Here is a 20080-nt window from a genome sequence, read left to right as displayed (position 1 = left end):
GTACTTTTCATTTCGCATCCTTTCTTTCCGTAACTTCTGTGTAGTAGGCCACCGCTTCAAGAGACTGGGTCATGACATGATCGTTCCTTTTCTTCAGATAGGAAATACTGCTCAGAAGTGAAGCCAGAACAGCCTGATCCAGATCCTTTCTGGCCAGAGTTCTTAATTGCTCCACGCCATCAAAATCTCTGCCTTCTTCTATATAATCAGAGACAAAAATGATTTTTTCAGCCAATGACATGCCCGGTCGTCCGGTGGTGTGATAGCGAATGGCATTGAGCGTTTCTTCATCCCGCTCCCCGCCGACTTCCTTTGCGAAGATAGAGCCAGCCGGAGCGTGCAGAGTCTTCCAGGCCAGAAGCCCTTCTCCCGGTTCTTCTCCATGTTGGCGCATGTAAGATACCAGCCAGATTTTATCCTTATCTTTCAGAATATCATGATAGAGCGCCGCCCGCTCCACCTTGTCCGGATCTATGCCGTAAAGCTTCGAAAGCTCCTTTGCCGCTTGAGCTACACCAAGAATGTGACGAACCCGGCTCTCCTTGAGATGATGGTTGAGGTAGTCCAGAAGATCCTTCTTACTCCATGGTTTTCCCACTGTATAGTTCATGCTCATAAATATAATCCCTCACTTTGGCAGGGACCAGAAAACTGATCTCTTTTCTTTTGGCTACTCTTTCCCTTATATCACTGCTTGAAATTTCAAGGATCATGGAATCCAGTATGATGGGACGTTTCCCCTGTTTCTCAAGGAGTATTCTGGTGCCATCACTCTTCTTTTCATCAAATCCATGCCTCTGGAATACAACCAGTTTTGCCAGTGAACTGATGATTTCGGGATTTTTCCAACTAGAAAAATTCACGTAAGAATCTTCCCCGATGATAAAAAAGAATTCATCATGGGGATAGATCTTCGTGAAGTGATCCAATGTTTCATATGTGTAGCTTAAACCCTGCTTATCCAGTTCATAGGTGGAGATCAGAAAACCCTCATACTCCTCTATGACCAGTTCAAGCATCTTAAGCACATCCTCGGGATCCCTGTCATAGGCCTCCTTATGGGGAGGGATATAATTGGGCACGAAGATGATTTTATCAAGCTCTAGGGTTTCCTTGGCTTCAAAAGCCATATATAAATGACCGTTGTGTATGGGGTTGAAGGTCCCCCCTAGAATGCCTATTCTCATTTTCCTGGAAGTTCGATCTTCTTGTTGTTTTTGCTTTCCTTGTAAAGTACTATTTTCGAACCTATAACCTGAACACCTTCACATCCAAGGGCTCCTACCAGATGGTCGTGGGCATCTCTGGGATCCATCCCACTGTTTTCCAGTACAGTAATCTTCACGAGTTCTCTTTTCTCCAGTGCATCTTCAACCTGTTTGATGAATGGTGCTTCGATTCCGCCTTTTCCGATCTGGAAAATCGAATCGATCTTGTTTGCAAGACTTCTCAGGTATGCTCTCTGTTTTGTTGTTATCATCTATCCGCCCTCCTATGCATAGTATTCGAATTCAAAATCATTCAATCGGATGGAGTCGCCGTCCTGTATGCCCATTTCCTTCAGGTCGTTCAGAACCCCCTTGTTGCCGAGTACTTTATGGAAGTATCTCAGCTGACTTGGGTTATTGAGATTCAATGCATGAAGGAGCCTGTCCACAAAGGATCCCGAAACAACGAATACGCCGTCTTCATCCACTGTGATCTCATAGGTGAAACGCTTCTCTTCTGGAATGTACATTTCATCATCGTCATAGATCGTATCCACCACGGGGATGCTCTGCAGCTTTTCCGCACAGATTTTCATGAGTTCTGCTACGCCTTCACCGGTTGCTGCGGACATGGCGTATACCTCACTGTATCCCAGTTCGTTGACTTTCTTTGTGAATTCATCCATATAGGATTTATCGAAAAGAAGATCCACTTTGTTCATCACCACAATCTGTGGTCTGTCCGTCAGATCGAGTTTGTACCGTTTCAGCTCTTCATTGATGAGTCTGAAGTCCTCATAGGGATCTCTTCCTTCAATGCCAGAAATATCCACGATATGAAGAAGAAGCCTTGTTCTTTCGATGTGTCTCAGGAACTGGATGCCCAGTCCTACCCCATCCGATGCGCCTTCAATGATTCCAGGTATATCCGCAATGACGAAAGGATTGATGCCAGGCATTGCCACAACGCCAAGATTGGGCTCAAGGGTTGTGAAATGATAGTTGGCGATCTTGGGCTGCGCTTTGGAGACTTTGGACAGCAGTGTGGATTTACCCACATTGGGGAATCCGAGCAGGCCTACATCCGCCAGCAGCTTCAGCTCCAGGGTGATATTCCTTTCTTCACCAGGCATCCCCGGTTCAGCAAAGTCCGGTGCCTGACGAGTGGAAGTGGCATATTTGGCATTTCCTTTTCCGCCCTTGCCACCTCGGAGCACCACATACCGGTCATCGGTTTTGGATAGGTCCGCGATGATTTTACCGGACTCCTTGTCTTTGATGATGGTACCAAGTGGAACGGGGATTTCCAGATTCTCTGCAGCTGGACCATAGCATTTGCTTTGTCCGCCATGGGCTCCGTTTCCTGCAACAAACTTTCTCTTGTACTTGAAGTTGAGTAGCGTCGTCATGGAAGGATCCACGACAAAAATGACATCTCCGCCTTTTCCGCCATCACCACCATCTGGTCCACCATGGGACACATACTTGTCGCGTCTGAAGGATATGGCTCCGTCTCCGCCGTCTCCGCTTCGGATGAATATATCTGCAATATCAATAAACATGTTCATTTTTTTCACCTGCCTTAGGTTTTCTTTGTTCTACGCTCTGGTTCATCTGAGTCATCTATCTGTTATTATACTATAAACAGCTTCGATTCTTCATGAAAATAAATGAACCAATTTCAAAAAACAGGACCTGCTGTTCAAGCAGGCCCTTGTTTGCTTACTATTCTGCAACTGCTGCCAGTTCAACTGGGTAAACACTCGCTTTCTTTCTATCCTTACCAAGTCTTTCGAATCTTACAACTCCATCAACTTTTGCGAATAAAGTATCATCACTACCCCTGCCAACGTTTGTGCCTGGGTGGATTTTTGTTCCTCTCTGTCTGACCAGGATGTTTCCAGCTAGAACAAACTGTCCGTCTGCTGATTTCACTCCTAGTCTCTTGGATTCAGAATCTCTACCATTCTTTGAACTTCCTACACCCTTTTTGGATGCGAAGAACTGAAGGTTTAATATAAGCATGGTGTTACACCTCCTCTTCAATTAGCTTTATAAAATTTCCGTATTGCAATTCAATTGCTTTAATTCCTAATAATAATGTTTCCATTAATATCTGTGCATCCTTTTTTTCTTCAGGAGTTGCACTATCGATACTCACGGACAGATATCCGCCATTCTGATCCATGTCGATTCTGTTTGTGATCTTCATGATCTCATCAAGACCGTTATATGCCATCATACACTGTGCAGTGACGGCAGCACATACAATATCTTTCCCGTACTCATCATAATCAGCATGACCATCGTAGGTGAAACCTATGAGATCACCGGATTTTCTTAAAAATCGAACTTCAATCATGACTATGCTTCGATCTTTTCGATAAGAATCTTTGTGAAAGGCTGTCTATGACCCTGCTTCTTTCTAAAATCCTTCTTTGGCTTGAACTTGAAGACAACAACCTTCTTGGACTTGCCATGGGCAATAACCTTAGCGGTTACCTTAGCACCTTCAACTGCAGGATTACCTATAGTAAGTTCTCCTTCTCCGTTGGATACTGCTAAAACATCTGTAAGTTCTACAGTGGAGTCTACATCAGCTGAAATTTTCTCAACTTTGAGAAGATCTCCTTCAGAAACTTTATACTGCTTACCACCTGTGTTTATAATTGCGAACATATGAAACACCTCCTCATATCAGTACTCGCCTTTAAGGTACAGCATTGGAATGCTGTTTGAATAAAACCTCTTCTGAGCGGCCTACATAGTATTATAGCAATGATATTTCGCTATGTAAAGAAATATTTACTCGCTGATGAGATATTTTTCCTTGTCCTGGATCTGATTTTTAAAGACCAGAGGTTCAATTCTGAAATCATCGCCGGATGCGCTGAACTCAAGATAGATCCGTTTACCCTCTGCGCCGATTTCGCCAAGGAAACTGCGAAGGTCCTTACGAATACGTTCTTCATAGGGCGTGCCTATGACTATAAGGTAATCCAGAATTTCGATATTGTCCACTTTTTTCATTAGTTCGTTTTTTATGAGCTTTTTCAGGTATGCAAAGCTCAGTCTTTTTCCCTTGTGATCGCATGCGCTGCATTCTTCTTCGATGAAATGATAGACAGGATACCCTTTCTTTTTCCGTGTCATCTGCATGAGATTCAGCTCTGTAAGCGGATAGCATCGGGAAAACAGAGGATCATCCTGAAGCTTCCTCTGCATGGTTTCCTGAAGGGTAGCCCGATTGACCTCAGAAGCCAGATCTATGAAATCCACCACGATGATTCCAGATAGATTCCGGAGTCTGATCTGTCTGGCGATTTCATCCACCGCAGCGAGGTTCATGGCGAGCGCCATATCTTCCTTGTTCTTCTTTCCCGTGTACTTTGCGCTGTTGACATCAATGACGACCATGGCTTCTGTGATTTCTATGACCATGTTCCCGCCATCTTTGAGATGAACTTTCCGATGCCGAAGCTTCAGAAGTTCCTGCTCGATGCCATAGAAGTCGAAAAGGCTTCTTCCATTCCCGTGTACGAGAGAAGGAAGTCCATACTCTTTTTTCACCATGTCTGCAGTATCTTCTGTATCAACATAGATCATGTTGATTTCACTAAATCGATCTCTCAGGATACGGTCCAGTATGGAGGATTCTCCATAGAGTCTTCGGGGGCCGATGCCTGTTTCCGCTCTCTTCAGAATCTCTTTGAAGGCGTTGTGGATCTCTTCAATTTCCTTGTCCAGTTCTGCTTTGTTTGCATCCATGGCTGCAGAGCGGAAGAGTATCCTAAAACCATCTTTCGGGTTCTGGTTTCCCTGCTTCTCCAGAAATTCTTCTCTGTCCAGTCTTTTGGAATATCCGATCCCCTTGCCTTCAAAAAAGACCACAAATCTGCCCCCAAGAGAAACCTTATCTGTCACCTTGGTGCCCTTACTGCCATCTTCTTCCTTGATGACCTCCACCAGGATACTCTGTCCTTCTTTATAGTCCTCAAATCTATTGTTATTGGTGACATAAAGAAACGCATTCTTTTTCAGACCGATATCGATGAAGACAGAATGGAGTGCTTTCACTTTCTTTCGGATGATGCCGAGAAAAACATCCCCTGAACGGACCTCCTGATTCCTGTCTTCAAAATAGCATTCTGTCAGAATACTGTTATCTTTGATCGCGATTCTGCGGTAGTGATCTTCTTCTATAAATAGTTCTATCATTTCATCCAACCTTCCAGAGAGCATGTTCTCTTTGCCTTGATAGCATGCCTCCATTTAGAATAATGTGGTTTTCTTCTTCATCCCCACATTCAGCACCATGGCAATGGCAATGAATGTGGTCAGCACGGAACTTCCTCCATAGGATACAAGAGGTAGTGTGATTCCTGATATGGGCATGATACCCATGGTCATGCCGATATTCTGCAGAATGGAGAACAGAAAGGAGGAAAAAACACCCACCGCAATGCACTTACCGAAAATATCATCTTCTTCCGTCTTTCTCGCGACACGGATCATTCTGAACAGCAGATATCCGTATAGCAGCAGCAGTGTCACCCCGCCGATGAGGCCGAAGTTTTCCGCAAGTACCGAGAAAATGAAATCCGTATGGTTTTCAGGCACACGATTAAAAAACTGTGTGCTGGACTGGCTACCGCTGGTCATATCTTCCAGAAATCGTGAAAAATTGAATTTTCCGGTAAGTTTTCCGGAGCCGATACTGATGACACTTCTACTGAGCTGATAGTTGATGCCAAGTTCGCTGCCTTCATTGAAGAGAAAACTTGTGAGTCTGTCGCTCCAGTGAGAAGGCAGGAAGCTGGTCTTCAGAACTACGAGAACAGCCAGTCCGATGAACCCGAATCCGGCGAAGATCACTTTCAGGGAAAGTCCCATGACAAAATAGATGCCCAGAACAATGAAGAAGGTGATCATGGTGATCCCCATCTCAGGCTGTAGGAGCATGAGAATCACCGGGATCAGAGCATATATGGTTACTGTAATGAAATTCTTCAGATTGTTGATGTTTCCATCAACCTTATGGAGCTGTTTTCCCACCATAAGCATGGTGGTGAGCTTAGCAAACTCAGCAGGCTGCAGACCCCTTGTTCCGATACTGAACCACCCCGCTGCTCCTTTCACTTTGGTGGTGAAAAGCACAAAGATCAGCATGAGCACCACAATCCAGTACAGGACATCCACAATCTTGTAGACTTTTCTGTAATCCATGAGCAGAATCACATAGACCACTCCCAGAGAAAGCAGAAGCCAGATCAGCTGAAGCTTTGCATAATAACTGCTTGTGGCCGTGTAGATGTTGAATGCCCCGAACAAAAGTATGGCCACGGCACTGAGCAGCATGCCGAAATCCAGTTCCTTCAGATCTTTTTTATCTATGATTAATGATTTCAGTAAATTCATGTAAAAACCTTCCCGTCCTCTTATCAGGACTAAAAATAAAAGTTGTATGCATTAATATATTAACTCATACAACCCTTACTTTCAATTTAACATTTTCTTACGGTTTTATTTCTTCTTCTTGATCGGAATATTCGCAACCAGTGCAGGCACTGAACCATACTCGCTGTCCGTCTGTGTGATCTGCAGATCCAGTTCCTGGTCCGCATCCACTTCCACATATCTTCTAAGCACTTCCAAAATATCATTTTTGATATTTTCAAGCAGCTCAGGAGAAACGTCTCCACGATCGTGCATAAGAATGAGTTTCAGTCTGTCTTTTGCGGTATCCTTTGATCCGCTCTTCTTCTTGAAAAATCCGAAAATATCCATGTTGTGCCCCCTTTACTTCTTCTTAAATAGTTTGGATAGTTTACTAAAGAATCCTTCTTCCTCTGGTTTAAGATTTAAAAGCGGGATTTCTTCACCCGTAATTCTTTTCGCGATATTGATGAAGGCGGTACCAGCCAAGGACCCCTCCGTTGTCACAACAGGCTCCCCCTTATTGGTGGAGATGGTGATGCTGCGATCATCTGGAACAATACCTAAAAGCTTTACGGACAGGATTTCGAGGATATCTTCCACATTGAGCATCTCTCCGCTCTCGGTCATTTCATGATTCAGTCTGTTGATGATCACCTTATGATTCTCAATTCCCTTTGAATCAAGCTTGCCGATGACTCTGTCTGCATCTCTTACGGATGTGACTTCCGGATTCACGACAATGATCGCGCTGTCTGCAGCAGCCACGGAATTTTCGAACCCCTGCTCGATTCCAGCTGGAGAATCAATGAGAATATAATCGAATTCTTTCTTCAGCTCTGCAATCAGTCCGATCATCTGATCCGTGCTGATGTCGTTCTTGTCTCTGGTCTGTGCTGTGGGAAGCAGGCAGAGATGCGGAAGTCTCTTGTCTTTGATCAGAGCCTGTTTCAGCTTGCATCTTCCATCGAAATAATCCATCAGGGTATAGACGATTCTGTTTTCAAGCCCCATGAGTACGTCCAGATTACGAAGTCCTGTGTCTCCGTCAATAACAACAACTTTATGTCCGAGCTGTGCAAGTGCTGTTCCGATGTTGGCTGTGGTCGTTGTCTTACCCACGCCACCTTTACCGGATGTGATTACAATCGATTCTGGCATTTAAGTCTCTCCTTCTTTACTCTCTAATATTCAAATTTAGTTGGTATGTATGGTTCTACATAGATGTTTCCATCCTGCAGCTTAGCAACTTCAGGAAAACTTGTATCGCTTTCAGCAGGTCTTCCAAAGGTACCTGCAATGGAAAGCAGAGATGGGGTAAGCCTGATCGCAGCGACAAATGCGTTTTCATTGCCGGATGTACCTGCAAAGGCGCGCCCTTTCAGCTGTCCGAGTATGACGATGTTTCCCTCTGCGAAGATCTCGGCACCGATGTGAACGTCTCCGATTACAACAACATTCCCTTTGAAGTCAACCATCTGACCCCCACGCATGGATTTTGTTATAAACTTGGTATTACCTTCTTCTACACCGGAAAAGACTGTCGGAAGATCCTCTTTTCTATTGGACTCTTCAAAGTTCACACTGGAAAGGGATATGGTTTCATAGAGTACTTTTTCCAGGATGGTTCGCTGATCATCTTTCAGTCTGATGGGATAGGTTGTCACATAAACTGCATTTCCACTGTAGAAGTTCTTCAGCGGTTCCAGTTTATTTTTTACGGCTTCCACTAATTCCTCAGTGGAATTGAATTCTAAAAGATTGATAATCAGATTGAGACCTTTACGGTTTCCTTTCACCTGAATTCTATCGATACTAGTCATTGGTTCCCTCCAATATACTTAAAATAACACCTAAAATCTATTTTATAGGATTCGGATGAATAATTCCACTCATATAACTGAAAAATGGCAAATTATCGATAATTTCACGGATATATCAAAAAAAACCTGCAGTGCAGGTTTTCTAGAATCGCCATTCCTTTTTCACGATCGGGATTCTGCTGTATGAAACCACTATTTTGTAGATCAGAATACACAGAATCATGGTATAGGCTGGAGTTACGATGATGGAAAAGATATTCCCTCTGATGCCGAAAACAAATAGAATCAGGAGAATGAGAAGTGTCTTGACCCCCTGGGCCAGGGTTACAAAAAGAATCGGGATGGTCTTTTTTCCTTCTTTCAGCGATAGACCGATTCTTGACAGACCCAGATACAGGAAGAGATTCATCAATGAATTCAGTCCAAACGCATAGGGGAAGAAAAGATCCTGCATCACCCCGGCAACTAGCGCCAGGGTGATGGCATCTTCGTAATCAGTCATCATGGCAAACAGACCGAAGAAACTGAAAAGAATGCTTCCATAGGAACCGAAAACTGACAGGAAAGGAAGCACAGTCTGATCAATCAGAAGAAGAAATACTGCTGTAAACAATATGAATATTCTCCTCATCAGTATTCCACATCCTCCATATTTTTAGGCAGAATGACAAAAAGCATTCTGGTATCGTTGAAGTTCACAGCGGTTTCAACGATTGCTGTTTTCATGAGATTTCCTTTGTCTTCCTCCACACGAACGACTTCTCCGATGTAGAAATCCGGGGGATAGAACCTGCCAAGTCCAGAGGTCACTACATCGTCACCTTCCTTGATGGAGGAGTCGATGGGCAGGTAAGAGATCTTTGCCATCTGTTTCTGACCACTGCCTATGTGTCCTTCAAGAATCCCGCTGTTCATCTTATCTTCCACGGTGGTCACATGTATGGAAATATTCTCGCTGGACAGTGTTTCTACCACGGACCATGTGGCTGCGGTTTCAGTAATCTGACCGACAATCCCTTCCTGACTCATCACAGCCATCCCGGCCTGAAGGCCATCATCAGATCCTTTATCGATGATATAGGAAGTGATGATTCCTCCACCGGTTCTGCCGATGACATTCGTTCCGAGATAATCGTACTGGTCCTGCCTGTTTTTGATGGAAAACATCTCTTTGAGTTTTTCGTTTTCTTCCTGAAGGGATTCAAAACTTCTAAGCTTTGCTTCCAGCTCGATGTTCTCCAGAAGAAGGTCCTCATTCTCCTTTTTCACATCCTCATATCGAAGGAAAAAATCGATGAGACTCTCCATTCTCTTATTGGTGGAATAGATCACTTTCTGAACAGGATTAAGGGCAGCTCCTGCTCCACTTTCCACCAGGGACTTATTGTCCTTGTATACCGTAATCCCGAAGAGCACAAGCAGAACAGCTGTCAAGATCACGATCTTTCTTGACAGCTTGCTTTTTAACAGCTTCGCCATGTATTAATAGCTTCTTGCGATCTTATCGAAATTATCTAATGCTTTTCCTGCACCAAGTACTACGCAGTCCAGTGGGGATTCGGCGATTTCCACTGGCATATGAGTTTCGTGAGTAATCAGTTCACCCAGGCCTTTCAGAAGTGCGCCTCCGCCAGCAAGCATTATGCCCTTATCCATAATATCAGCTGATAACTCAGGTGGTGTCTTTTCAAGTGTGGTCTTAATAGCTTCAATAATATCTGATATCGGTTCATGAAGAGCTTCTCTGATCTGCGTTTCGGAAACAGAGATCACCTTAGGCAGTCCTGTGACAAGGTCTCTTCCCTTCACATCCATGTATTCTTCTTCACTGCCTTCGATTTTGAAAGCAGAACCGATGCTCATCTTGATGGCTTCAGAAGTTCTTTCACCGATCATGAGATTGTACTCTCTCTTGATGTAGGCAACGATGGCCTGATCCATTTCGTCTCCGCCTACTCTAAGGGATTTCGCTACAACGATGCCCCCCAGGGAAACCACTGCGACTTCTGTTGTACCACCACCGATGTCCACAATCATGGAACCGGTTGGTTCATCCACAGGAAGCCCGGCACCGATGGCCGCAGCCATGGGCTCTTCCATGAGAATGACATCCCTTGCTCCAGCCTGCTTCGTGGCTTCCAGAATCGCTCTTCTTTCCACTTCCGTTACTCCGGATGGGAAACAGACGATGATTCTTGGAGATGTGAAGGCTGATTTGGATGCAGTCTTTTCGATGAATTGTCTCAGCATGGTCTGTGTGACATCGAAATCCGCAATGACACCATCTTTGAGGGGTCTTACCGCCACGATGTTGCCAGGGGTTCTTCCGATCATTCTCTTCGCTTCTTCTCCCACTGCCAGAGGCTTGTTGGTGTGTGTATTGAAAGCCACAACAGAAGGTTCTCTAAGAACAATCCCCTTTCCTTTAACATATACCAGGGTATTGGCTGTTCCCAGGTCAATTCCCATATCCTTGCTCATTCCAAATAAACGCATGAATAAATAACTCCTTTCAAATTTACAATAGGTTTTTTTCTCTTAAACTGATGTATTTCCCGTCTCCAATGATTATATGGTCTAGAAGTTCTATCCCGATAATCTTACCAACTTCTTTAATTCTTCCAGTGGCAGCAAGATCTTCACTGCTGGGGGAAGGATCTCCCGAAGGATGATTATGCACCATGATAATGGATGCAGCGCTTTTTCTGATGGCTTCCTTGTATATCTCTCTGGGGTGTACGATGGATGAATTCAGGCTTCCCATGGATGCATTGTGAATACCGATGACGATATTCTTTGTGTTCAGCAGAAGCACTTTCAGGACTTCCTGTTTGAATTCTCTGAGTTCCACCATGATGAGATCCGCAGCATCACCGGGTGAATTGATCTTATAGCTGTCTCCGCTTCGATAGGTCTGAAATCTTTTCGCCATTTCAGCCATGGAGAGAATCTGAGAAGCCTTGGCTTCCTTGATTCCGGAGATGCTCATGAGATCATCCTGGGATGCTTCCAAAAGGCCGTTGATGCCATTAAAAGCAGTGATGATTCTTTGAGACAGGTTGATCACATTTTCGTTTTTTGTTCCTGTCCTTAAAATAACAGCCAGAAGCTCGCTGTTTGAGAGACTGTCTGCACCATAGCGCAGGAGTCTTTCCTGAGGTCTTTCGTTCTGGGGCATATCCATGATTCTAGTTTCCATAAAATCCTCCTAGATTCCCCACTCCATTACATGATGATCTGATATTTTCTGAGCATATGGTAAAGGGTGTTGAGAGGCAGACCCATCACATTGTAATAGTCTCCTTCAATCCCTTCGATGAAAAGCCCTGCAGCTCCCTGGATTCCGTAAGCTCCAGCCTTGTCTTTCCATTCATTCTTATCCAGGTAAGCGTGAATTTCTTCCTCTGACATAGAAGAGAACTGCACAGAAGTTTTTCTGGCTACAGTTTCTACAATCCCTTTTCTTTCATGAATGAGCGCTAGCCCAGAATAGACCTCATGGGTACTGTTCTCAAGCAGCTTCATCATGGAAAAGGCATCTTCCCTGTCTGTCGGTTTACCTAATATTTTCCCTTGCGCACAGACAATTGTATCTGCGCCAAGAATAAAGGAGTTACTGGTTTCTTCACTTAGGATGTTCTTCGCTTTCTCGGCGGCCAGAATTTTCACGTAGGCTTCAGGATCACCGTCATAAGGAACCTTTTCCTCATCAAAATCAGAAACAATGACCTGATAGTCTATGCCCATTCTTCTGATCAGTTCCTGTCTTCTTAAGGAACCTGATGCCAGTATAAAATTCATCGGAACACCTCCCGTGTAATTCATCATAGAAATTCGCTTCTAAAAAATTCCTACTTATTAGTTTACCATCATAGAAATTTTTGTACAAGGTGGATAAGTCGATTTAAAGTCATTTTAAGTTTATCTTTATAATCTCCTGCTTCTGAAGTGAAATAAGATTTTCCACTATCATTATTCCAAACTTCATGACAATTATACGAGATAGCAAAGTGAAACTTCAAGACTCTTCAACAAAAAAGAAAAAGATCTCCCATCTAGAGAGATCTTTTCATGCAGCATCTAATTCTGGTCTGTTCTTACGACTCTGACGCGCAGAATCTTTTCCAGTGCGGAAATGAGTTTTGCCAGATTGTAGTTGAAGATCATGTCTTCTCTTGTGGAGGAATCAAGATCCACAAATTCCGTCTGTTTCATATCTTGTGCCAGAATCTTTGTAAGCTTCTGATTGTTGTCTGCGGTCATTTTGACATCCGGGTCGCTCAGGGAAATGGCTTCTGTATAGATCAGCACTTTTTCCGAAGCTTCAATCATCTGTGTGTAGTATTCATAGTCTTCCATGTCATACTTCTTGAGAATCTTCAGCTCCTTGCTGAGAGAATCATACTTTTCCCTGAAATCATCCAGCTCCTTCGTCAGGGTCGCCAGTCCGTTGTCTATATCATAGAGAAGGACTTCCGAAACGATTTCCTTGGCCGTATGCTTGTAATGCTCAAAGCTCTCCCGGACCATTCTCATCTGATCCGGAGGATATATCATCATATTCACCAGGGTCGCAATGACAATTCCTATGATCGTATCCAGTGTTCTCTGCATGGCATAGATGGCCGGAGAAGTGTCAGAGGAACCGATGATGATGATGACTACAAGTGTGATGGCGATCCCGGTCGCCTTCTTGATGTTGAGCAGGTTCGTGAACATGATCGTGATGATGATGCCTATGGCCATGGTGATGCCGCCGTATAGCGGAACATAATTCATGATCAGTCCGATGACGCCGCCTATAACCGTCCCAAGAACTCTGTTGTATCCGATTTTCACACTGGATACAACAGAAGTCTCAACACATATGACCGCTGCATAGATCAGCGCAAAGGAAAGCTCTTCATTGATGAGAGAAGAGACGATATATGAAATAATCACGACTAAAGCTGTCTTAATGGTTCTCATTCCGATAAGCCGGTTCTTCATCATTATTCCCCTTCTACGGTATTTTCCTCATAACTGACAAAGTCACTGAAGCTACCTATATATAATCTGGATTTTTTTCCCAGTTCCTCAAAAGCCATGATGTTTGTGCAGGCGGTTACACCAGAGCCGCAATGGAAGATCACATCATCATAGGCTGCGATGTCTTCAAAGTTCTTCTGCAGCGCATCTTTGTCGATCTTATTCTGATCATCGAAATGACTCCTGAAGAATACATTCTTCGCGTTTTGGATATGCCCTTTTTTGATATCGATGGGCTCCAAAATCCCCTTGTAGCGTTCACTGCTCCTTGAATCCACCAGGACCTTGTCTTTAGGTTGATCCTGCCTGGAATAGGAAAGCACCTCTTCGTAGGAGGCCGTCATGGACGCATCGGGTTTCAGTTGAATATCCCCTCTGGGGAAACTTTCCTTTCTGTCTGTCAGATCCTCTTTTTCAAGAGCGCTGAATCCGCCTTGAAGAACGAAGACGTCTTCAAGTCCGTAGTATTTCAGCATCCACCAGAGTCTTCCGGCAGAAGAATTGTCTCCATCATCATAGATGAGCACTCTGGAGTCGTTATTCAGGCCCAGCGCACGCAGCTTCTCCTGAAACTCTTTTTCATCAGGTAGAGGGTGCCTTCCACCGTGTGCTTTCACCGGACCTGCCAGATCCTTGTCAAGATCCAGATACCCGGCACCTCTGGCATGGGCCTTCTCGTAGGCTTCTCTCCCATACTTCGGATTGGTCATATCAAAGCGCACGTCAATGAGAACCAGATCCTCCTGGGTCAATAGAAAATCTCTGTCTTTAAAATTCTTCATGGTCCACCTCATGTTCATTACAGTGTTTATTTCAGATGTTTCAGCACATCCAGCAGGAACTCATAGACATTCTTTACAGATTTCAGATCCATATGCTCATCGGGTGTATGGACATCAAACAGGTTGGGTCCGAGGCTGATCATATCCAGACCGTCGATTCTGCCTGAGAGAATTCCGCACTCAAGTCCCGCATGAATGGCTTCGATCTTTGGCAGTACACCATATTTCTTTTCATATACGCTGATGAAGGCATCTCTGAGATTGGAGTCCTTTGCGTATCTCCACTCCGGATAGGAGGAAGTGATTTCAGTCTGTGCACCGAAGATCTCTCCGATGGTCTTCACTTTGTCTAGGACCATCTCTTTCCTGGAACCGACGCTGCTTCTCACTGCGAAATCAAAATACAGCTTCTGTTCTTTCTCATGGAGGACGCCCAGATTCAGGGATGTCTCCACCAGACCATGAATATCCTGACTCATGCTGATCACACCGTTTGGCAGTGTGAAGAGAAGCCCGATGGCTTTCTCCGTTGTCACTTTGTCATAGCACTGTTCAGGGGTATCTGTTTTGCTGAAGGTGATGTTGAAGTCATCATCCTGGGTTTCAATTTCAATACCCAGTGTTGTTTCGATTCTAGCAACTTCATCCAGAAGCCCTTCCACGTTACCACTGAATACAAGAATCGCTTCAGCCTCTCTTGGAATGGCATTGTTCTTGGAACCGCCATGAAGGCTCGTGACAAGAAAATCGTATTTCTCGCGCAGCATGAATAATGCACGTCCCAGAAGCACATTGGAATTGCCGCGTTCTTTTATGATATCCATGCCTGAGTGGCCGCCTTTCAGACCTGTGATGCTGAGCTTATAGGAAACACCCTCTGCTTTTGTGTAGTGCAGTGGAAGCTTCACTGTCTGCCTGGCCCCTCCTGCACAGCTCACAAGGAATGTGCCTTCTTCTTCGGAATCGATATTGATGAGCATTTTTCCTTCAAAGTGCTTGCCGTCCACTGAAGCTGCCCCGATCATGCCGGTCTCTTCTTCCACGGTGATGAGCACTTCAAGAGGAGGATGTGGAATGTCGTCACTGTCAAGAATCGCCAGTGCATAGGCAACTGCGATTCCGTTATCCGCACCGAGGGTGGTGCCTGTGGCATAGAGATGATCCTCCACGATTCTCAGTTTGAGCGGATCTCTGGAAAAATCATGAACGGTGTCGTTGTTCTTTTCATCCACCATGTCCATATGTCCCTGGATGATCACTGGCTTGCTGTCTTCATATCCTGAGGTTCCGGGCTTTTTGATGATGATGTTCATGACTTCATCCTGAATGACGTCAAGATTTCTGTCCTCTGCAAACTTCTTCAGATAATCCGATACCGCTTTTTCATTTCCTGAGCCTCTGGGAATCTTTGTCAGTTCTTCGAAGTAGTGCAGCACCTTCTTAGGTTCATACTGGCTTAATATGCTCATTCTTAGTTCTCCTCCTTAAACTTATCCATTAAGTTCTGAAACACGTCACCAAGGGTCACAGAATCTTCTTCTTCATAGAAACTCTGGTCTTCCTCTTTTGCATCTCTGATGGAGAAGCTGACGCGCTTACGCTCGTCATCGATATTCAGTAGCTTGACGTTGACCTTCTGACCTTCCTTCAGTACTTCATTGACATCTGTAACATGGTCATAGCTGATCTCGCTGATGTGAACCAGTCCGTCGATGCCGTTTTCCAGCTGCACGATGGCCCCTGCATCGATGATTTTCTTCACGCTGGCTTCATACACATGTCCGATCTTCATTTCATGTACTCTGTTCCATGGATCCTGGCCCTTGTTCTTCAGGGAAAGAGAAATCTTCTCCTTCTTCTGATCGATTTTCAGCACATGGACAGTCACTTTATCCCCAACGCTGAGTACTTCACTTGGATGGTTGATTCTGCCGTAGGAAAGGTCGGAAATGTGAGCAAGACCGATGAGTCCGCCCAGGTCAATGAATGCACCATAGGAAGTGATGTTCGACACCGTTCCTTCTACAGACTGTCCTTCCTTGAGTGTAGCAAGAAGCCTTGCTTTCTCTTCCGCATCTTTTTCAGCAAGATAGGCTCTTCTGGAGAAGATCAGCCTGCTCTGCTCTTCGTCATATTCTTCCACGTAGGCCTTCAGTGTTTCTCCGGTGAATTTGCTCAGATCCTCCACGTAAGTGTTGGATACCAGGGACGCAGGCATGAACCCTGATAGACCCTTGAAGAATACTCTCAGACCGCCTTTCACCACTTCAAGGACCTTCACTTCCACAGCCTCTTTCTCTTCCAGGGCTTTTTCAAGTTCTTCCTTTGCCACGATGGCATCGGCTTTGATCTTTGACAGCAGGACATTTCCTTCACCATCATCTGCTTTCAGCACAATCACTTTGATTTTATCGCCGATGCTGCTGGTCTGTGTGATGTCTTCATGATGGTCCTTGGTAAGCTCATCTCTTGGAATCACTCCGTCCGCATAATAGTCGATGTTTACTATGACCTCATCCTTGTTCACTTTGAGGATTGTGCCCTCCAGGATATCTCCATCCTTCACTTTATTCAGAGCGAATCCTTCCATTGCCTCTTCCATGGAAATATCATTCATGTTTTTTTCATCCATATTCTTCACTAGGCTTTATAGTAGCCTTTACCCCTTTCTTGCGCCTTTTATGGCATAGTTATATCAACATAGTAACATAAAAAAGCTGAAGTTTCTTCAGCTTTTTCTCAGTAATATGTTATTAACCGATCTTCTTTTCGTCTGTAATTAGGTTATAACAATAGTCTATGATATCACTTCTCTTGATGATACCGATAAACACACCTTCATCGTCCACCACCGGAACGAAATTCTGTGTACGGGCCAATACGATGATGTTGTTGATGTCTGCACTGATGGTGACCACTTCATGTTTCTTTCTTCTCTCGATATCCTTGACCTTCACTTTATTGGTGTTTCTAAAGGACAGACCTGGAGTATTCTTGATTTTCCAGAGCAGATCCCCTTCAGTAAGAGTTCCAACATACTTTCCATCATTGTCAATGAGTGGAATTGCAGAATAGCCATGATGTTCCATCCTCTCCAGAACCTGCCGCATGGTAGAGTCTACCATTTCGTAAATCAGTTCTGACTTTGGGGTTAGAAAAAAAGCAATATTCATATGCACTGTACCTCTTTCGTATTTCTTTTACACTCTCATTATAACATAGAACCGGATTATGAAACCGTATTCAGAAGGAATTTCAGAAATCGTTCATAAGCTCTGCCCGTCTTATAAACATCAACGGATATTCTCATTGAATTATGTGAATATGGGCATTTTCCTTGAGCATTTCCACCTCTCTTTTATGGCAGGTGAAGATGAAGATCTGAAAACGGTCTGTGCACTTCATGAGATAATGAAGTGTTTTATGAAGCCTTTCCTCATCATAGCTGGAAAATGCCTCATCAAGAATCAGCGGGACTTTTCTTCCCGCGTAGATGAGGTCCGCCATGGCGATTCGTAAGGAGAGATACAGCTGCTCCATGGACCCATGGGAAAGAAAGGTGTCCTCCCAGAGCATCCCGGATTCCTGATAATTCATAGAGAACATCTCACTCACTTTCACAGTTCTCTCTTTACCTGTGATTTCCCTGTAGATGGCCGTCACCTTCTCATTCAATTTGCCTGTGAACTCCTTACGGAGTTTTTCATAGGAATCTTTCATCAGACTTCTGGTGAGCTCCAGTACCTCATACCTTCTTTTCAGCATCTTCTCCTCTTCCTGAAGACTCAGGATGGCATCCTCGATCTGAAGGGGTTCCATGAAGTTCATCTCTTTCATTACCAGACGAAGCTCGCTGCTTTTCTCCTGGATTTTTTCAAGTCTATCCGAGAGATCACGCTCCCTGGCTTCCAGAACCTTAAGGTCCAGATCCTCTGTAATACCCAGCGATTCCATGGCATCAAGCTCCTGCTCGACTTCCTGCTCCTCTCTGTCCCCTATGAGGCCTTTCAGTGCATAATTGAGGCCGGATTCTTTATTGCTCAGGTCCTGAAGTCTCATGATCTCCAGATCCAGAAGATCAGGAAAACTGTATGGATCATGTTCCTCTTCTCTGAATCCGATTTCTGTAATGTGCGCTTTATATGCAGCAAAAAGATTCTCCTTCCGTTCACTTCTGGTCAGAATCTCTTTTTCCGTTTTCAGGATCTCTTTTCCGATTTCCTTTTCCTCATCCAGAAGATGCCTGTATTCTTCTTCTCCTTTTAGAAGATCCTCAACGGTTTTTGCATTGGTCAGCTGAAAGACTCTGTTCTTATACAGCTCCACTTCTTCCTGTCTTCTGACCAACTGCAGCCTCTCTTTGTCTCGCGGCATCTTATCGATGATTCTCTTGGAACGGATCACTTCATCGGGATTCATCTGGAGCTCTGCGCTCATGCTTCGGATGGCATCTTCTATGCTGTCCACTTGACGCAGATGATACGCGATGCGTTTTTTCTCCAGAAATCCGCGAAGGAGAAAGAACATGAGAGAACCTCCGCCGATTCCTGCTGCAGCCCAGTGGTTATCAGTGAGGGCCTGCACCACAAAAGCAGTAAGCAATATGGCAAAAGAGGCGATCATCAGGAAAGGTTTTCTGGATTTCAGTCCGTTCAGGTGCTTTTCATAGTGTTTCAGGAGGCTGCTTAATTCTTCCCTTCTTTCCAGAAGGTTCCTGTTTAAAGTGGAATCCGTTCTGAAATACTTCAGCTTTTCTTCAAGGAGCAGCTCCTCACCCTGAAGGCGCACCATCGTAAGGATGGCCTCCCGTCCGATCTCTTCGTAGCCGCTGAAGGGCTCCAGACGCAAATCGACTTCAATCTTCCTTCTTTTCAGGCCTTTCAGTTCATCCTCAAGGAGCATCAGATCTTCTGTGAGATCTCTGAGTTTTCTTTCCTTCTCTCTGATCTCTTTCAGTTCTTCATCCTCCGGAAGAGAGAAGCTGGTGCTCTTCTGCTTTTTTATGGCTTTCAGCTCCTGGAGATTTCTGCGGATCCTAAGAAATTCGTTTTTCACTTCATAGAGATGTATCCTGTCCTTCAGAATGCGGATTTCCTCTTTCTTCTTTTGAATCTCCGCCTCTTCCTCTTCCAGCTCCGTCAGAACACTGTGCATCTCAGATATCCTTTTCTGCATGGACTTTGACTGTTCCAGGTTGAGGTGAAGCTTTGACAGCTCCTGATAGATCCTGTCCAGTTTTCCATTTTTGCGGCCACCTTTGATCAGTTTCATCTCCTTATCAAGGGTGATCATGGCTTTGGTGAAGGAAACCTCTTCGTCTCCGGATTCCAGGAGATTCGTCAGCTTGGTGGATAAGCCTTCATCTTTCTCATTGAGAAACTTCGTGCCGTTCTGACTGATATACAGCGTTTTGATGAATTCCTCCAGTTCCACATCCAGAAGATCCTTTCCAAGATTTTCGGAATAGGGAGCCTGCTCGAAGGTATCCCTGTCGTAGATCCGGAACAGGTCCTCTTTTCTCTTGCCTGAAATTTTTCGCTCTACCAGGAGATTCTGATTTTCCAGCGTAATCTCCATGGTTCCGAAGCTATGGTTCTCATGATACGGAACATATTTTCTGCGAATGTCCAGATTGAACTTTCTGCTGGTTCTCGCACCGTAGAACATGGATAGGATATAGGTCTGCAGCGTGCTTTTTCCCGCTTCATTATCTCCCTGAATCACATTGATTCCATCCTGAAATTCAAAGGTCTGTTTCTTCAGTTTTCCGAACTGTTCGATGGAGACGCGTTTTATCAGCATG

General features: G+C 44.5%; 23 protein-coding genes. All 23 read right to left on the bottom strand.

The window, feature by feature from the left end; translation table 11 throughout:
* Positions 1-7: 7 nt before the first annotated feature.
* The 23 genes from yqeK to J3A84_RS12020 all read right to left on the bottom strand — a co-directional run bounded on the left by yqeK (position 8) and on the right by J3A84_RS12020 (position 20079).
* Positions 8-616, bottom strand: coding sequence for a bis(5'-nucleosyl)-tetraphosphatase (symmetrical) YqeK (yqeK, locus tag J3A84_RS12130; RefSeq protein ID WP_207600299.1), 609 nt, complete (start codon positions 614-616; stop codon positions 8-10).
* Positions 579-1187, bottom strand: coding sequence for a nicotinate-nucleotide adenylyltransferase (gene nadD / locus J3A84_RS12125; protein ID WP_207600298.1), 609 nt, complete (start codon positions 1185-1187; stop codon positions 579-581). The genes yqeK and nadD overlap by 38 nt, the downstream gene beginning before the upstream one ends.
* Entirely contained in the window at positions 1184-1480 is a 297-nt protein-coding gene (yhbY, locus tag J3A84_RS12120) for a ribosome assembly RNA-binding protein YhbY (protein ID WP_207600297.1), read from the bottom strand. Before yhbY ends, nadD begins: the two co-directional genes overlap by 4 nt.
* Before the next feature lie 12 nt (positions 1481-1492).
* Positions 1493-2770, bottom strand: coding sequence for a GTPase ObgE (gene obgE, locus J3A84_RS12115; protein WP_207600343.1), 1278 nt, complete (start codon positions 2768-2770; stop codon positions 1493-1495).
* 163 nt (positions 2771-2933) lie between these two features.
* The gene (rpmA, locus tag J3A84_RS12110) at positions 2934-3233 is read right to left on the bottom strand and encodes a 50S ribosomal protein L27 (protein ID WP_207600296.1); all 300 of its coding nucleotides are present in this window, start codon (positions 3231-3233) and stop codon (positions 2934-2936) included.
* A gap of 4 nt (positions 3234-3237) precedes the next feature.
* On the bottom strand, positions 3238-3570 hold the full coding sequence (locus J3A84_RS12105) for a ribosomal-processing cysteine protease Prp (RefSeq protein WP_207600295.1): 333 nt from the start codon (positions 3568-3570) through the stop codon (positions 3238-3240).
* 2 nt (positions 3571-3572) lie between these two features.
* A complete protein-coding gene (rplU, locus tag J3A84_RS12100) occupies positions 3573-3887 on the bottom strand; it encodes a 50S ribosomal protein L21 (protein WP_207600294.1) in 315 nt (104 codons plus the stop codon).
* A gap of 126 nt (positions 3888-4013) precedes the next feature.
* Positions 4014-5426, bottom strand: coding sequence for a ribonuclease E/G (locus tag J3A84_RS12095; RefSeq protein ID WP_207600293.1), 1413 nt, complete (start codon positions 5424-5426; stop codon positions 4014-4016).
* A 54-nt stretch (positions 5427-5480) separates the two neighbouring features.
* The gene (locus tag J3A84_RS12090; protein ID WP_207600292.1) at positions 5481-6626 is read right to left on the bottom strand and encodes an FtsW/RodA/SpoVE family cell cycle protein; all 1146 of its coding nucleotides are present in this window, start codon (positions 6624-6626) and stop codon (positions 5481-5483) included.
* Positions 6627-6731: 105 nt separating this feature from the next.
* Positions 6732-6995 (bottom strand): cell division topological specificity factor MinE, encoded by a 264-nt coding sequence (minE, locus tag J3A84_RS12085; RefSeq protein WP_207600291.1) that lies wholly within the window; start codon positions 6993-6995, stop codon positions 6732-6734.
* A 12-nt stretch (positions 6996-7007) separates the two neighbouring features.
* Positions 7008-7805 (bottom strand): septum site-determining protein MinD, encoded by a 798-nt coding sequence (minD, locus tag J3A84_RS12080; RefSeq protein WP_207600290.1) that lies wholly within the window; start codon positions 7803-7805, stop codon positions 7008-7010.
* 23 nt (positions 7806-7828) lie between these two features.
* Entirely contained in the window at positions 7829-8467 is a 639-nt protein-coding gene (locus tag J3A84_RS12075) for a septum site-determining protein MinC (protein WP_207600289.1), read from the bottom strand.
* Between the two features lie 142 nt (positions 8468-8609).
* Positions 8610-9080 (bottom strand): hypothetical protein, encoded by a 471-nt coding sequence (locus tag J3A84_RS12070; protein WP_207600288.1) that lies wholly within the window; start codon positions 9078-9080, stop codon positions 8610-8612.
* A gap of 17 nt (positions 9081-9097) precedes the next feature.
* Complete coding sequence (gene mreC, locus J3A84_RS12065; protein ID WP_207600287.1) at positions 9098-9946, bottom strand: rod shape-determining protein MreC; 849 nt, start codon at positions 9944-9946, stop codon at positions 9098-9100.
* Between the two features lie 3 nt (positions 9947-9949).
* Positions 9950-10963 (bottom strand): rod shape-determining protein, encoded by a 1014-nt coding sequence (locus J3A84_RS12060; RefSeq protein ID WP_207600286.1) that lies wholly within the window; start codon positions 10961-10963, stop codon positions 9950-9952.
* A gap of 22 nt (positions 10964-10985) precedes the next feature.
* On the bottom strand, positions 10986-11666 hold the full coding sequence (gene radC, locus J3A84_RS12055) for a RadC family protein (RefSeq protein WP_207600285.1): 681 nt from the start codon (positions 11664-11666) through the stop codon (positions 10986-10988).
* 26 nt (positions 11667-11692) lie between these two features.
* Positions 11693-12268: a Maf family protein gene (locus J3A84_RS12050; RefSeq protein ID WP_207600284.1), complete on the bottom strand. Its 576-nt coding sequence runs from the start codon at positions 12266-12268 to the stop codon at positions 11693-11695.
* 279 nt (positions 12269-12547) lie between these two features.
* Entirely contained in the window at positions 12548-13459 is a 912-nt protein-coding gene (locus tag J3A84_RS12045) for an FUSC family protein (protein ID WP_207600283.1), read from the bottom strand.
* Positions 13459-14277, bottom strand: a complete 819-nt coding sequence (locus tag J3A84_RS12040; protein WP_207600282.1) for a sulfurtransferase — start codon at positions 14275-14277, stop codon at positions 13459-13461. The genes J3A84_RS12045 and J3A84_RS12040 overlap by 1 nt, the downstream gene beginning before the upstream one ends.
* 26 nt (positions 14278-14303) lie before the next feature.
* The gene (locus J3A84_RS12035) at positions 14304-15746 is read right to left on the bottom strand and encodes an aminoacyl-histidine dipeptidase (RefSeq protein ID WP_207600281.1); all 1443 of its coding nucleotides are present in this window, start codon (positions 15744-15746) and stop codon (positions 14304-14306) included.
* Positions 15747-15748: 2 nt separating this feature from the next.
* Entirely contained in the window at positions 15749-16894 is a 1146-nt protein-coding gene (gene rpsA, locus J3A84_RS12030) for a 30S ribosomal protein S1 (RefSeq protein WP_207600280.1), read from the bottom strand.
* 136 nt (positions 16895-17030) lie between these two features.
* The gene (locus J3A84_RS12025; RefSeq protein WP_207600279.1) at positions 17031-17450 is read right to left on the bottom strand and encodes a CBS domain-containing protein; all 420 of its coding nucleotides are present in this window, start codon (positions 17448-17450) and stop codon (positions 17031-17033) included.
* A gap of 133 nt (positions 17451-17583) precedes the next feature.
* Positions 17584-20079 (bottom strand): ATP-binding protein, encoded by a 2496-nt coding sequence (locus J3A84_RS12020; protein WP_207600278.1) that lies wholly within the window; start codon positions 20077-20079, stop codon positions 17584-17586.
* Position 20080: the final 1 nt, after the last annotated feature.

The organism is Proteiniclasticum aestuarii, assembly GCF_017368455.1.
Classification (GTDB): Bacteria; Bacillota; Clostridia; order Clostridiales; family Clostridiaceae; genus Proteiniclasticum; species Proteiniclasticum aestuarii.
The sequence above is the reverse complement of the archived record's forward strand: the minus strand, read 5'-3'. Positions and strand labels throughout refer to the sequence as shown.

Coding starts and splice junctions, on each gene's coding strand:
- yqeK (WP_207600299.1), bottom strand. CDS start 616: ATGAGCATGAACTATACAGTGGGAAAACCATGGAGTAAGAAGGATCTT.
- nadD (WP_207600298.1), bottom strand. CDS start 1,187: ATGAGAATAGGCATTCTAGGGGGGACCTTCAACCCCATACACAACGGT.
- yhbY (WP_207600297.1), bottom strand. CDS start 1,480: ATGATAACAACAAAACAGAGAGCATACCTGAGAAGTCTTGCAAACAAG.
- obgE (WP_207600343.1), bottom strand. CDS start 2,770: ATGTTTATTGATATTGCAGATATATTCATCCGAAGCGGAGACGGCGGA.
- rpmA (WP_207600296.1), bottom strand. CDS start 3,233: ATGCTTATATTAAACCTTCAGTTCTTCGCATCCAAAAAGGGTGTAGGA.
- J3A84_RS12105 (WP_207600295.1), bottom strand. CDS start 3,570: ATGATTGAAGTTCGATTTTTAAGAAAATCCGGTGATCTCATAGGTTTC.
- rplU (WP_207600294.1), bottom strand. CDS start 3,887: ATGTTCGCAATTATAAACACAGGTGGTAAGCAGTATAAAGTTTCTGAA.
- J3A84_RS12095 (WP_207600293.1), bottom strand. CDS start 5,426: ATGATAGAACTATTTATAGAAGAAGATCACTACCGCAGAATCGCGATC.
- J3A84_RS12090 (WP_207600292.1), bottom strand. CDS start 6,626: ATGAATTTACTGAAATCATTAATCATAGATAAAAAAGATCTGAAGGAA.
- minE (WP_207600291.1), bottom strand. CDS start 6,995: ATGGATATTTTCGGATTTTTCAAGAAGAAGAGCGGATCAAAGGATACC.
- minD (WP_207600290.1), bottom strand. CDS start 7,805: ATGCCAGAATCGATTGTAATCACATCCGGTAAAGGTGGCGTGGGTAAG.
- J3A84_RS12075 (WP_207600289.1), bottom strand. CDS start 8,467: ATGACTAGTATCGATAGAATTCAGGTGAAAGGAAACCGTAAAGGTCTC.
- mreC (WP_207600287.1), bottom strand. CDS start 9,946: ATGGCGAAGCTGTTAAAAAGCAAGCTGTCAAGAAAGATCGTGATCTTG.
- J3A84_RS12060 (WP_207600286.1), bottom strand. CDS start 10,963: ATGCGTTTATTTGGAATGAGCAAGGATATGGGAATTGACCTGGGAACA.
- radC (WP_207600285.1), bottom strand. CDS start 11,666: ATGGAAACTAGAATCATGGATATGCCCCAGAACGAAAGACCTCAGGAA.
- J3A84_RS12050 (WP_207600284.1), bottom strand. CDS start 12,268: ATGAATTTTATACTGGCATCAGGTTCCTTAAGAAGACAGGAACTGATC.
- J3A84_RS12045 (WP_207600283.1), bottom strand. CDS start 13,459: ATGATGAAGAACCGGCTTATCGGAATGAGAACCATTAAGACAGCTTTA.
- J3A84_RS12040 (WP_207600282.1), bottom strand. CDS start 14,277: ATGAAGAATTTTAAAGACAGAGATTTTCTATTGACCCAGGAGGATCTG.
- J3A84_RS12035 (WP_207600281.1), bottom strand. CDS start 15,746: ATGAGCATATTAAGCCAGTATGAACCTAAGAAGGTGCTGCACTACTTC.
- rpsA (WP_207600280.1), bottom strand. CDS start 16,894: ATGAATGATATTTCCATGGAAGAGGCAATGGAAGGATTCGCTCTGAAT.
- J3A84_RS12025 (WP_207600279.1), bottom strand. CDS start 17,450: ATGAATATTGCTTTTTTTCTAACCCCAAAGTCAGAACTGATTTACGAA.
- J3A84_RS12020 (WP_207600278.1), bottom strand. CDS start 20,079: ATGCTGATAAAACGCGTCTCCATCGAACAGTTCGGAAAACTGAAGAAA.